Origin of the sequence: Zhouia amylolytica AD3, from assembly GCF_000511935.2 — a bacterium.
Classification (GTDB): domain Bacteria; phylum Bacteroidota; class Bacteroidia; order Flavobacteriales; family Flavobacteriaceae; genus Zhouia; species Zhouia amylolytica.
In genome coordinates this window covers 560,764-573,699 of sequence record NZ_AYXY01000023.1, presented here as the reverse complement: position 1 = coordinate 573,699, position 12,936 = coordinate 560,764, and the positions used below count along the sequence as shown (strand labels likewise).

Below are 12,936 nucleotides of genomic sequence, written 5' to 3'. Positions count from 1 at the left end.
TATATTATTTTATATAAGGAATTACCAATGTAACAATGGAGCCTTGCTCATTATATTTTTTTCTGTCTTCGACGGTAAATGAACCTTTCTTTTTAAAATCTTTTGATAGTATTTTTAATCGTTCGGAGGTGATGGTGGTTGATAATGATTTTTTATTTTGATTTTTATTCACCTTTAAAGAATCAATGCCAATACCATTATCGGTAATAATACAAATTAATTCTTGGTTAGAGAGGATAAGTTTTATCTTGATTATTCTACCTTCTTTCTTATTAACAAAAGCGTGTTCTATGGTGTTTTCTACAAAAGGTTGAATAAGCATTGGAGGGATTTTAAATAGAGAGGTATCTATGGTTTCTTCTACAGAAATGGTATATACATAGGTTTCATTTTCTAAATTTTGAAGAGCTAAATAGTTTTCAATAGCAATTAATTCTTGAGAGAGCAACACGGTTCTGTCTCTGGAATTTTCTAAAATAATGCGAAGCAATTTTGAAAATTTTGATAAATAGGAAACCGATTTTTTCTGTTCTCTATTCAAGATCATACCTTGCAAAACGGAAAGCGAATTAAATATAAAATGAGGTGTCATTTGCGAGCGCAAAAGTTTTTGTTCTATGACTACATTTTGGGTTTTCGATTTCGCATTTCTAAGTTTTAAAAAGAAAATGATCGCGACTAATATTAATGTCGTAACCAAAAAACCGATAATGCCAAGTAGTAAATTACGTTGTGACCTTTTTAAGTTTTGAGAAGTGTTCATCACTGTCTTTGTGAGCTTTAATTCTCGAATACTGGCAGAATCTAAGGCTTGTTTATACTTGTATTCGTATTCTAATTGGGCAATTTTTTCAATGTTCTCTTTATTAAAAATACTATCGTTCAGTATTTTGTATTGTTGAAAGTTTACGAGAGCCTTTTTGTAATCACCTATGTTTTTATAAATTTGAGAGAGAATTCCTGAGGCTTTTTTTTGATTTTCTAACAGTTTAAGTTCTCCTGCTATTTTATTACCCTTTATGGCGTATGAGAGTGCTTTTTGATACTGTTTTACAAATAGATAGGTTTCAGCAATTCCTAAAAGACTAGCGGATAGAATACGGTTGTCATTTATTTTTTCACTAATGTCTTTCGCTTTTATATAGTTGTCTCGTGCAATTAACAGTTCGTTTTGTAGTAAATAAATATTTCCAATTTGTGCATAGCAAATAGCAATTTGTTTTAGATTAGTTATCTCCTCGCTGGCTTTTAATGACATTTCGAAATATTCAAGAGCCTTTGTATATTCTCTTTTTTTTAGGTAGATGTTACCAACATTACTATTGTTTGCAGCTATAAGGGTCTTGTGTCCTGTTTTTGATAAAAAGGTTAAGGCCTTTTCATGATATTCTAAAGCTTTGTCGGGTCTTCCTATTGAAGTGTAGGATTCTCCTAGATTATCAAGTCTTTTTGCCATGCCTAAAGTGTCGCCTGTTTTTTTATCATAGGCTAAACTTTTGTTATAATATTCTATAGCTAAGGGGTAGTTGCCTTGTCTTGAATATAGAACGCCTAAGTTTCTGTGAACAAATGAAATACCGTCTTCGTCATCAATAACTTCACTTAAAATTAATGCTTCTTTATAGCTAGCAATAGCTTTTTTGTACCTTCCCGTTTCAGAATATATATTTGCCGTGTTGATCAGGCTGGTAACAAGCCCTTTTTTATTATCCAAAACCTTATAAATATCAATAGCTTTTTTATAATTATCCAAAGCTTCTTCATATTGAGATAAATCATAATTTGTGATGCCAAAAGCAATGTAGATATCTGCGATTCCTTTTTTGTATTGAATAGATTGATAATGGTCTAGTGATTTTTTAAAATAGTTTAAACTTTCTGAATAATTTAATCTTGAGTTTTCCAGTATTCCTTTCAAATAAAATACACGTGCTTTGCCCTTTATGTAATTTAAAGCGTTATTCAAGTCTTCAGATTCTTGAAGATATAATTTGGTTTTCTTGATGTCTCTTTGAAAGTGAGCATATGCCAAATCGAATAAAATGTTTGCCCGTGTAGTATCTTTGGTCTTGTGATTTTCTAATTCAATTTTAAGACTATCTATTTTTTTGGATTGAGCTTGTAGATTAATTACGAAAAATATGTAAACAAATAAATAGAAGATGTACTTGTTAATTGAAATCATACAATTTTTTGATCTTTGGCATTGGAAATAATACGCGCGAATCTACCGATTTTTTAGAATAGGTTAGAACTACTTTATATTTTCTGATTAATTATATAGTTATAGTCTTATAATAGGTTTTGTTCATTTCCGATTGTTTACATTTCCATGAAAAGACAATAAGTGCATAAATAATTACCGCTAATTTGCTACCTTAAAGCCTCAATTTTATTTTAAAAGTACCCTTCTGTTGTAATAGGGAATAATTAATTGCGCAATGTAAGAAAATATGTGCGTATAATTGTAAAGTTGTAGTAAAGAAAGGAAGTGCAAAAAACACTTTTTTTATAAGGTAAGATCAATCTTTATCGCTATATCCCGGTACATTTCTGCCTAGTATAAGATCTCTTTTACCAACGAGGAGGTCACCTTCTTTGGTAAGTGTAAGGATGCCTGAGCCACCACCCCGAGGATTTAATTGTTCCTTTTCAGCTGCTTTTAAAAGTGAATCACCTTCGAAAAGGTAGTTTTCAACCCAGTAGTATTTTCCATTAGGTTCTAAAATGGTTAAATGAATATGAGCAGCTGCTGAGCGATTTGGATAGACCCCAGGTTTTAAAGTGTAAAATGTATACTGTCCTTTGTTGTTGGTTTTAATCCAACTGCGGATATAACCATGTCTTTTACCCCAACCTGTTTCAGTGCCCTTGGCAGGATAAACACCATCCTGATCAGTATGGTAGACATATAAAATAACATCTTTAGCCGGGGATTTTCCATCGGGTAGGTAAACCGTTCCCGATACTCTTAACCGTGGACCGTCATTATTAAAATCAGGAAGTGTATCTGTAGCATTAAGACGAGTGCCAGCATATTCAAATACAGCTTCACACCCTTCGCAAGGGCCGCCGATAAGTTGTGGCGTCATTTTATCTTGCGAACAACCAACAGTAGAAATGAAAAACAATATATAAAGTAACTTTCTGATAATCTAAAGGTTTTATTCACATAAAGTTACAAATTTATAGGGAATGAAAAAGATACGAATTAATAGAGTCTAGCGTCTGTCATTCCGCACTGGTTGCGGAATCTATGTAATGTGGAGTGCAAACAGGAAGTGTCATTCCAATGGTCATTCCGCATTTATTGCAGAATCAATTGTTCTTAGTAAATTGAAATTTGAAGATTAAAATCACTTCTTGATTTCATTGCTTAAAAAGTCAAAATAGCGTTTACTTTTAGAAGGTATAGAATGAGGTATGTAATTCCACCGCTGACAAATAGTGTACCTTGCCAATAAATGGCTTTGGATCCAAACTTTTTCCACATTTTTTCTCCGTAAACCTCATTTTTAAAATATGTGTGGGTAAATCTCCAAAAAAGAAAAGTGATAATTAAAAAAAGAGGTATGGCTATGATCCAAATATTTCCCATTGCTTAAGTTTTAATTTAGGTTCTTAAATAGAAAACTCCGAAAATAATCGAAATTTTTTAATCCTACAATGTAGGAAATCAAATTCAATCCTTATCATCCCACCTCCTTGCCATTCCGAATTAATTGCAGAATCTATGTAATGTGGAGTGTAACCAGAAAGTGTCATTCCAATTGTCATTCCGTATTTATTACGGAATCCATCGTGGAGTGAATTTGAACTTCACCCTTTTTATTACGGACCTGTTACGGAATTTATTTCCTCTGGCGAATTATTATTTGAAGACATGCTGATCAATACAGGATCAAAAAAAACCCGCTGCCATTGGCAGCGGGTTTTTTTGTTTTGTAAATAAGATAGTATACCTATCTGATTATTACATAGTATCTTTTACCTCGTCAAGGATGGCTTGATTAGGAAGCTCCTTGTAGCCCATATTATACAAGGTAAATCCGAAGATATCAGCATACTCATCGATCACCATTGAAGTAGGCTTCCCTGCACCGTGCCCGGCATTAGTATTAATTCTTATCAATACCGGGTTGTCACCGCTTTGCTTCTCTTGTAGTTCGGCAGCAAACTTAAAGCTATGTGCCGGTACCACACGATCATCATGGTCTCCCGTGGTTATCATAGTGGCAGGATACTGTGTACCCTCTTTTACATTATGCACCGGAGAATACCCTTTCAGATATTCGAACATTTCTTTGTTGTCTTCTGCAGTTCCATAGTCATAAGCCCATCCTGCACCAGCAGTAAATGTATGGTAACGTAACATGTCTAATACCCCAACAGCAGGTAAGGCAACCTTCATCAGGTCAGGACGCTGAGTCATTGTAGCTCCTACTAAAAGCCCACCGTTAGATCCACCACGAACAGATAGATAATCTGGAGAAGTATAACCTTGCTCAATTAAGAACTCTCCGGCACTGATAAAATCGTCAAAAACATTCTGCTTTTGCATTTTAGTTCCCGCATCATGCCATTTTTTACCGTACTCTCCACCACCTCTTAGGTTAGGAACCGCATAGATACCACCTTGCTCTAACCAAACTGCCATAGCAGTACTGAAGGAAGGGGTAAGGCTAATGTTAAATCCACCGTAGCCATACAGCATTGTTGGGTTCTTTCCGTTCTTTTCTAAACCTTTTTTATAAGTTATGATCATCGGAACCTTAGTGCCATCTTTAGAGGTGTAAAACACTTGCTCCGAAGTATAAGCATCACTGTTAAAATCGATATTCGGACTCCAATAGTTTTCTGAAACACCTGTTTCAGGATCAAACTTTAATATCTTACCTGGAGTGCTGTAGTTCGTGAATGAGTAATAAAGTGTAGTGTCTTCCTTCTTACCACCAAAACCACCTGCAGTACCAAGTCCTGGTAGTTCAATTTCACGAACTAGCTTACCGTCATAGTCGTATTGCAATACTTTAGATAAAGCATCTACCATATATTTTGCAAAGAAATAACCACTACCGGTAGAAACGCTTAATACGTTTTCTGTTTCAGGTATAAAATCTTCCCAGTTGTCCGGAGTAGGATTCGAAGCGTCTACTGTAACGATACGCTTATTAGGGGCATCGAGGTTGGTAGAAATATAGAGTTTAGAACCAACATTCTCTATGATGCCACTATCTGAATCATAATTATCGGTTATAGTAATTAATTCCGCATCAGGATCCATAAGATCTTTGATAAATAATTTATTTCCCGATGTGGCTACAGAGGCAGAAATTACCAAATAGTGATCGTCTTCAGTTACATAACCACCGACATACCTGTTTTTCTCTTCCGGAGTAGCCCCGAAGATTACCTGGTCGTCTTTTTGAGCTGTTCCTAGCTTGTGATAATATAATTTATGTTGATCGGTTTTTGCCGATAATTCACTGCCTTTAGGCTTGTCGTAACTAGAGTAGTAAAAGCCTTCGTTTCCTTTCCACGAAACACCACTGAACTTCACATCAACGAGTGTGTCTTCAATAATTTCCTTTTTAACGGCATCGATCACAATGATTTTTCTCCAGTCGCTACCTCCTTCAGAAATAGAGTAAGCTGCTAAAGAACCATCTTTAGAAAAGCTCAATCCTCCTAAGGAAGTAGTACCATCTTCTGAAAAGGTGTTTGGGTCCAGGAACACTTCTGCTTCCTCACCATCCTTTTCACGGTATATGACAGATTGATTTTGTAAACCATTGTTTTTGTAGAAGTACGTATAATCACCTTCTTTAAAAGGAGCTGATACTCTTTCATAGTTCCATAATTTCTCAAGACGTTGCTTTAAGGCTTCGCGATAGGGAATGTTTTCAAGGTAACCAAAGGTTACTTCATTTTCTGCCTGTACCCACTGTGCCGTTTCTTCAGAACGGTCGTCTTCCAGCCAACGGTAAGGATCTTTCACGTCAGTACCGAAGTATGTATCAGTGGTATCTACTTTTTTTGTAATTGGATATTTCAATATTTCTTTCTTTTCTCCTGAGCTGCAGGAAATGAGCATACAAGAAGATGCAAATAAAATGAGCGACTTTTTCATATGTGTTAATAGGTTGTTTTTGCGAAGGGAATATACAAAAATGTCAATTTTAAGATTTTAGTGTTAAGATAGTTTTAACGATTCCCTCTGAAATAAAAAACCCTTTCTGATGAAAGGGTTTAAAACAAAAAACAACTTAATGTCGCTGATATGATTATATCAGATCATTGGCAATAAGATATTCAGCTATCTGAACAGCATTGGTAGCTGCTCCTTTACGTAAGTTATCAGCAACAATCCACATATTTAATGTGTTTGGCTGAGATTCATCTCTTCTGATTCTACCGACAAAAACATCATTTTTTCCTTCAGCATAAATCGGCATTGGATATGTGTTCGTGTCAGGGTTGTCTTGTACAGTCACTCCAGGAGTTTCACTTAAAAGACGACGCACTTCTCCTAGTTCGAAATCATTGTCAAACTCAATATTAACGGCTTCACTGTGTCCACCTACAACTGGAATACGAACAGCGGTAGCAGTTACATTAATATTGTTATCAAGTATTTTCTTAGTTTCTCTTGTTAACTTCATTTCTTCTTTGGTGTACCCATTATCTTCAAATACATCACAGTGAGGTAAAGCATTTCTGTGAATTGGATAAGGATAAGCCATTTCGTCTTTAACACCTGCATATTCATTTTCTAACTGACGAACTGCTTTTACACCTGTACCTGTAATAGATTGGTAAGTTGAAACAACCACACGGTTAATACCATAGGTTTTATGGAGAGGGGATAGGGCCAATACCATCTGAATAGTAGAACAATTCGGATTAGCAATAATTTTATCTTCTTTAGTTAAGCTTTCTGCGTTGATCTCAGGAACCACAAGTTTTTTGGTAGGGTCCATACGCCATGCTGACGAATTGTCGATAACAGTTGTGCCTACTTCGGCAAATTTCGGAGCCCAATCTAAAGAAGTGTCTCCACCTGCAGAAAAAATAGCAATATCCGGTTTCGCTTCTACAGCAGTTTGTAATCCAATTATGCTATATGTCTTACCTTTAAATTCCATTTCTTTTCCAACAGAACGCTCAGAAGCTACTAATAATAATTCTGTAAATGGGAAGTTACGCTCTTCTAATACCCTCAACATAACTTCACCAACCATACCGGTTGCGCCTACTACTGCTACTTTCATTTGTTAATCTCTTTAAGTCTGTTTAGACTAATATTGTTTATATATATGCTTATTATGATACAGCAAATGTACATATAAAATTTACCTGTACAAGACCCCTTGATTAACTTTAAATTAAAAATAACAGAATGTTGTAAATATAACAAACAGTAAAAAAGAACCACCTCATGCCAAGGTGGTTTAGTGAAACATTAGAATAAGTAGCATAGCGGCTACGCGTCTTATTTAGCTTTTAATAAATCTCTGATTTCTGTTAGTAACTCTTCCTGGGTTGGTCCTTTTGGAGCCACGGGTGCTTCTTCTTTCTTCTTTTTAGTTTTCTCATAGGCCTTTAATACTATGAATATGGCAAATCCAATGATTATAAAATCAATGATAAACTGAATAAAAGATCCATAATTAATACTAACGGCCGCTTGGGTAACTTCCCCTGAGACATCGACAACGGCCTCTTTAAGTACATACTTAAGATCTGAAAAATTAACGTTGCCCAGTAAAAGACCAATTGGAGGCATTAAGATATCTTTGGTGAAAGATGAAACAATTTTCCCAAAGGCGCCGGCCACAATAACAGCCGTAGCAAGATTAACAATATCGCCCTTTAGCAAGAACGACTTAAAGTCTTTAAAGAATCCCATATATAAATCGGTTAGGTTAATAATGAGTATCAATTTAGTAATTTTTTTGATACTCCGAAAGCTACCATTTATTTGATGATCACTCTTTTAATTCGTTGAGAGATCCCGGTTATCAATTCATAAGAAATGGTATTGCCTGTTTTTGCAAAATCTTCAGCGCTCACCGGTCCGCCAAAAACAATTACTTCATCACCTTCCTCACAATCGATACCGTTTAAGTCAACCATCAACATATCCATACAAACATTTCCGATTATAGGAGCTCTTTTTGAACCGATGGTAAGGAAGCCCTTTTGTTTTCCAAAATGCCTTCCGATTCCATCTGCATGACCTACAGGAATGATCCCGATACGTGTGGTATTTGTAGCGGTGAATCCCATATTGTAACCAACGCTATCACCTTCGTTAACAGTATGTATTTGTGAAATTATGCTTTTTAAGGTTCCTATGGGTTTTAGTTCCTGGTCATAATCGGGGTCGTTACCATAGCCATATAGCCCTATGCCACTACGAACCATATCGAATTGTCCGATATCAGCATAGTTGAGAATCCCTGAAGTATTTAGTATGTGTAATAAAGGATGAAACCCAAATTGGTTCATAAACCTATCGGTAATATCCTTGAATTTAGAAATCTGTTTTAAGGTAAAGTCTTTTACGCTCAAATCCTCAGAGGCAGCCAAATGAGAAAATAATGATACTATGTTAAGTTGATTTTGCTGTCCTAATTGATCATAGAGGTAGTTCAGGTCTCTTGCTTCAAATCCCAGTCTATTCAGGCCTGTATTGAATTTAAGATGAATAGGGTAGTTTTGAATTCCTTTATGCTTCATCAATGACATGAATTCTTCCAACACTTTTTTGTTGTAAAGGTTCGGTTCTAAATGGAATTCAATAATTTCTTCAAATTGCGCTGGAATAGAATGTAAAACCAAAATAGGAGTAGTGATTCCTGCTTTTCTGAGGGCAACTCCTTCATAAGCATACGCCACCGCAAAATATTCAACACCCTTGGATTCCAGGAATTTTGCTATCTCACAAGAATCATTACCATATGCATAGGCCTTTACCACAGCCATGAGCTTTGTGCTTGGTTCTATTTTAGAACGCAGATAACGTAAATTATGTTCCAGCGATGTTAAGTTGATCTCCAGAACAGTTTCATTAGCTTTATGCATTAGATTCTTTGTCTGTATCTTTTTCGGTTGTTAGGTTTTCCGCCTCTCGAACATCAAGGCGGTTCACCTTATCCTGTAGCATTGCTTTAAAGTAAGCTGCTCTGCTTAAAGGTTCATATTCTTCAGTTTCACCCAATAAGACTAGATTGTCATTGTTCGATTTTCTAAAACTGTAGTTGGCCAGATTCCCGGTGCGAGTACAAATAGCATGTACTTTAGTCACATATTCTGCTGTGGCCATTAAATATGGCATCGGGCCAAAAGGGTTGCCTTTAAAGTCCATATCCAGGCCGGCAACAATGACACGAACGCCTTTATTGGCGAGGTCATTGCAAACAGAAACTATTTCATCGTCGAAAAATTGCGCTTCATCGATTCCAATAACATCGCATCCATCGGCAAGCAATCTGATATTTGCCGCAGCAGGAACGGGAGTAGATCGTATTTCATTTTCATCATGAGACACCACCATTTCATCATCGTACCTTACGTCTACCGCAGGTTTGAAGATTTCTACCTTTTGCTTTGCAAACTTCGCTCGTTTGAGTCTGCGAATCAATTCCTCCGTTTTTCCAGAGAACATTGAACCACAAATTACCTCAATCCACCCAAATTGCTCTTTATGATTTACCGTATTTTCGAGAAACATTTTGTATTTTTCAGAACGGAAACAAGTAATCCTGTTTCCTTAGGATATAAAATTAGATAAACCATCATAATTTTATGATTCAAAAATACATAAATTGAAAGACTAAAATTATATGGCAATTATCTGTTTTCAAATTAACAAATAATAAATTAATTTATTCACGGCAAATTTATCAAAAAACCAACGAGCCGTCAGGCTTAAATTGCAAAAGTTATGAAGAAGAAATTGGAAGCTGAGTTAGTAAACATAGCTCAAAGAATCTTAAAGCTCGAAGGAAAACAAGATATAAGTGCGTTGCACAATGAAGTCCTCAAAATCTACGAGAAACTAACCATTTTGAAATTTGTGGAAGAGCAACTAGGCTCATTTCAGCCAACATCAAGCCGACAAGAAGTTGCTGACAAATTTGAAGGTTTAGCAAACTCAGTACTCGATGAAAACAGACATGTTCCTGAGTCAAACCCTCATGAAGGAGAAGACGACCTCATGATCCCGGGTATCGAAACCATAAAAGGGATGGTACAGGAAATGCCGGAAAAAGAATCATTAGATGATATCCTTTCAGGAGTCTTTCCACAACCCACCTTTATAAAGGCAGAAGCCGATCATATTTCCCCCGACATAGAAGTAAAAAAGAAAACTGAAACAAGAAGCAGGTCCCTAAACGACCGCTTGAAAGCAAACAGCCTGAACATCGGTCTAAACGATAAATTGGCCTTTGTTAAACACCTGTTCGGTGGAAGTACAGAAGACTACAACAGAGTGGTTTCACAGCTAAGCACCATACAAGAGTGGAGTGAAGCACAAAATTTCGTTGAAAACATGGTCAAGCCTGATTATAATAACTGGGAAGGGAAAGAAGTTTTTGCCGATCGATTCATTGAAATCGTCGAAAGCAAGTTTTCATAAACGATAAAATATATTTATACTTGGCCGAAAGTTGTATCCCAGCTTTCGGCTCTTTATTTTTACAGGAATAATTAATTACTATGGGAAAACTATACCTGGTTCCAACACCAATAGGGAATCTAGAAGACATCACCCTCAGAGCTATAAAGGTGTTAAAAGAGGTAGATACAATTCTTGCAGAAGATACCCGTACCAGTGGTAAACTCCTTAAGCATTTTGATATCAACACTCCAATGCAAAGCCACCATATGCATAACGAGCATAAAACGGTTGATGCCTTGGTCAAAAGAATGTTGGCAGGAGAAACGATTGCCCTTATCAGTGATGCAGGTACTCCTGCTATTTCAGATCCCGGATTTTTACTGAGTAGAGCGTGTATTGAAAACAATGTAGAAGTAGATTGCCTTCCGGGTGCGACAGCTTTTGTGCCTGCTTTGGTGAATAGCGGACTCCCTAATGATAAATTTGTTTTTGAAGGATTCCTGCCTGACAAAAAAGGCCGACAGACACGGTTAAAGTTACTGGCAGACGAAACCCGAACCATGATTTTTTATGTGTCTCCCTATAAACTCCTTAAAACCTTAAAAGAATTCGCTCAATATTTCGGAGAAGACAGGTCCGTTTCAGTTTCACGTGAAATAACCAAACTTCATGAAGAAACAATTCGCGGAACGATAACAGAAGTATTAAAACATTATGAAGCCAAACCTCCTAAAGGAGAAATTGTAATGGTGGTTGGCGGTAATGGTAAATAAATAACTCAATGAGAAGTAGCTTCTTTATTTTTAGCCTTTATGCGATCATATTCGGAACATGTCTATTGAATGCTCAGGAGAGAGGTATGCCGATTTGGAGAGATCCCATACCAAATAAAATTGCAACCAACGAAGAAGAACTGGTAGAGCGCAGACCTGATAGGTGGATTGAAAAAGTTCAGGTGCCTACTGTAGAAGTATTCTTGCCCGAAAACACCTATGATGCTACTGATGCTGTTGTTATTTGTCCGGGAGGAGGCTATAAAGGAGTTGCTTATGATCTCGAAGGAACCAAAGTAGCAAAATGGCTTCAAAAAAGAGGAGTAGCAGCTTTTGTGCTGAAATACAGACTACCCACTTCAAAATCAGTAAAAGAGAACGAAAAAGTAGCAATACAAGATCTTCAAAGAACTGTCAGAATGGTTCGTGCTAATGCTAAAAAATGGAATATCAATGAAAATGGCGTAGGGGTAATTGGGTTTTCGGCAGGCGGACACCTTACAGCGACCTTGGCGGTACACCATGATACGAATTTCTATGAACCTCAGGATGCAACGGATACCCAGAGCGCAAAACCAAACTTTGTAGCTTTGATTTATCCGGTTATCACTATGCAATCATCATTTAAACATGCCGGTTCTGTCAGGAATCTGTTGGGGGAATCACCAGGCAAACAGACAATTGATTTCTATTCGCCCGAATTACAGGTAACCAAAGATACGCCTCCTTCCTTTATAGTACATGCTTCAGATGATAAGGCTGTGCCCGTAGAAAACAGTCTTGTTTTTTATGAATCCCTGATAGCAAAGGAGGTACTTGCCGAAATGCATATCTACCCCAAGGGAGGTCATGGATTTGGATTAGCCCAAAAAAATCCGCATTTGAGCACCTGGATAGAACGTTTCTATGAATGGATTCAAACTCAATAACCTACTGATGTTTTCCTACTTCCCAACCGTGTTTTCCTAAATATTGATTCCCGCTTTCAATAGCCCCTTCCTCTAGCGTAGTACCCATACTGTCATTCCAGCGGTTTAAATAGCCAAATAATGAAATTACTCCTAACATTTCTACAATTTCGCCTTCATCCCAATGGCGATGAAGCTCTTTTTTAATCGATTCATCAACAGCATTTGGAATAACGGAAGCAGCCAGCGAAAAGTCTAAAGCTGCACGTTCACCATCCGAAAAGGCCGGATGAGTTTTATAATCCCATATATGATCCAGCTTTTCCTGTTCCGCTCCATAACGTTCTGCAGCTCTGATTGCATGTGCCTGACAATATCGACACCCCGTTGCGTTGCTACTAACCCAGGCAATCATTCTTTTAAGCGAGGAGGTGACCCTGCCTTTATTATTCATGACAGCCTTGTTCAAATTAATAAAAGCCCTGGCGATTTCAGGCCTGATTTGCATGGTTAAAACCGAGTTCGGACAAAACCCTAAGGTTTCATTAAAAAAATCCGCCAATTCTTTGGTCTCAGGATCGTGTTCAGGAGGCAGTGGATTTACTAAAGGCATAATATTTCTATTCGT

At 36.8% G+C, this 12,936-nt stretch carries 11 protein-coding genes; 3 read left to right on the top strand and 8 right to left on the bottom strand.

Annotation, left to right across the window (positions count from 1 at the left end; genetic code table 11):
* Positions 1 to 4 precede the first annotated feature (4 nt).
* The 7 genes from P278_RS13315 to P278_RS13280 form a co-directional block, all read right to left on the bottom strand.
* A complete protein-coding gene (locus P278_RS13315; RefSeq protein WP_235444297.1) occupies positions 5 to 2,032 on the bottom strand; it encodes a tetratricopeptide repeat-containing sensor histidine kinase in 2,028 nt (675 codons plus the stop codon).
* Between the two features lie 490 nt (positions 2,033 to 2,522).
* Positions 2,523 to 3,131, bottom strand: a complete 609-nt coding sequence (locus P278_RS13310; RefSeq protein WP_200909619.1) for an intradiol ring-cleavage dioxygenase — start codon at positions 3,129 to 3,131, stop codon at positions 2,523 to 2,525.
* Between the two features lie 842 nt (positions 3,132 to 3,973).
* The gene (locus tag P278_RS13300; RefSeq protein WP_038267692.1) at positions 3,974 to 6,130 is read right to left on the bottom strand and encodes a prolyl oligopeptidase family serine peptidase; all 2,157 of its coding nucleotides are present in this window, start codon (positions 6,128 to 6,130) and stop codon (positions 3,974 to 3,976) included.
* A gap of 154 nt (positions 6,131 to 6,284) precedes the next feature.
* Entirely contained in the window at positions 6,285 to 7,271 is a 987-nt protein-coding gene (locus P278_RS13295; RefSeq protein ID WP_038267690.1) for an aspartate-semialdehyde dehydrogenase, read from the bottom strand.
* Between the two features lie 221 nt (positions 7,272 to 7,492).
* Positions 7,493 to 7,909, bottom strand: coding sequence for a large-conductance mechanosensitive channel protein MscL (mscL, locus tag P278_RS13290; RefSeq protein WP_038267687.1), 417 nt, complete (start codon positions 7,907 to 7,909; stop codon positions 7,493 to 7,495).
* Between the two features lie 68 nt (positions 7,910 to 7,977).
* Positions 7,978 to 9,087: an alanine racemase gene (gene alr / locus P278_RS13285; RefSeq protein ID WP_038267685.1), complete on the bottom strand. Its 1,110-nt coding sequence runs from the start codon at positions 9,085 to 9,087 to the stop codon at positions 7,978 to 7,980.
* Positions 9,080 to 9,736, bottom strand: a complete 657-nt coding sequence (locus tag P278_RS13280; protein ID WP_038267682.1) for a thymidine kinase — start codon at positions 9,734 to 9,736, stop codon at positions 9,080 to 9,082. Before P278_RS13280 ends, alr begins: the two co-directional genes overlap by 8 nt.
* Positions 9,737 to 9,949: 213 nt before the next feature.
* On the opposite strand from P278_RS13280, the gene P278_RS13275 reads away from it, so the two are divergent.
* The 3 genes from P278_RS13275 to P278_RS13265 all read left to right on the top strand — a co-directional run bounded on the left by P278_RS13275 (position 9,950) and on the right by P278_RS13265 (position 12,329).
* The gene (locus P278_RS13275; RefSeq protein WP_038267677.1) at positions 9,950 to 10,645 is read left to right on the top strand and encodes a hypothetical protein; all 696 of its coding nucleotides are present in this window, start codon (positions 9,950 to 9,952) and stop codon (positions 10,643 to 10,645) included.
* Positions 10,646 to 10,725: 80 nt separating this feature from the next.
* The gene (gene rsmI, locus P278_RS13270) at positions 10,726 to 11,400 is read left to right on the top strand and encodes a 16S rRNA (cytidine(1402)-2'-O)-methyltransferase (RefSeq protein WP_038267675.1); all 675 of its coding nucleotides are present in this window, start codon (positions 10,726 to 10,728) and stop codon (positions 11,398 to 11,400) included.
* 8 nt (positions 11,401 to 11,408) lie between these two features.
* On the top strand, positions 11,409 to 12,329 hold the full coding sequence (locus P278_RS13265) for an alpha/beta hydrolase (RefSeq protein ID WP_038267672.1): 921 nt from the start codon (positions 11,409 to 11,411) through the stop codon (positions 12,327 to 12,329).
* A 1-nt stretch (position 12,330) separates the two neighbouring features.
* Here P278_RS13265 and P278_RS13260 read toward each other — a convergent pair whose 3' ends face one another.
* Complete coding sequence (locus P278_RS13260; RefSeq protein WP_038267671.1) at positions 12,331 to 12,921, bottom strand: carboxymuconolactone decarboxylase family protein; 591 nt, start codon at positions 12,919 to 12,921, stop codon at positions 12,331 to 12,333.
* Between the last annotated feature and the right edge of the window lie 15 nt (positions 12,922 to 12,936).

Coding starts and splice junctions, on each gene's coding strand:
- P278_RS13300 (WP_038267692.1), bottom strand. CDS start 6,130: ATGAAAAAGTCGCTCATTTTATTTGCATCTTCTTGTATGCTCATTTCC.
- P278_RS13295 (WP_038267690.1), bottom strand. CDS start 7,271: ATGAAAGTAGCAGTAGTAGGCGCAACCGGTATGGTTGGTGAAGTTATG.
- mscL (WP_038267687.1), bottom strand. CDS start 7,909: ATGGGATTCTTTAAAGACTTTAAGTCGTTCTTGCTAAAGGGCGATATT.
- alr (WP_038267685.1), bottom strand. CDS start 9,087: ATGCATAAAGCTAATGAAACTGTTCTGGAGATCAACTTAACATCGCTG.
- P278_RS13280 (WP_038267682.1), bottom strand. CDS start 9,736: ATGTTTCTCGAAAATACGGTAAATCATAAAGAGCAATTTGGGTGGATT.
- P278_RS13275 (WP_038267677.1), top strand. CDS start 9,950: ATGAAGAAGAAATTGGAAGCTGAGTTAGTAAACATAGCTCAAAGAATC.
- rsmI (WP_038267675.1), top strand. CDS start 10,726: ATGGGAAAACTATACCTGGTTCCAACACCAATAGGGAATCTAGAAGAC.
- P278_RS13265 (WP_038267672.1), top strand. CDS start 11,409: ATGAGAAGTAGCTTCTTTATTTTTAGCCTTTATGCGATCATATTCGGA.
- P278_RS13260 (WP_038267671.1), bottom strand. CDS start 12,921: ATGCCTTTAGTAAATCCACTGCCTCCTGAACACGATCCTGAGACCAAA.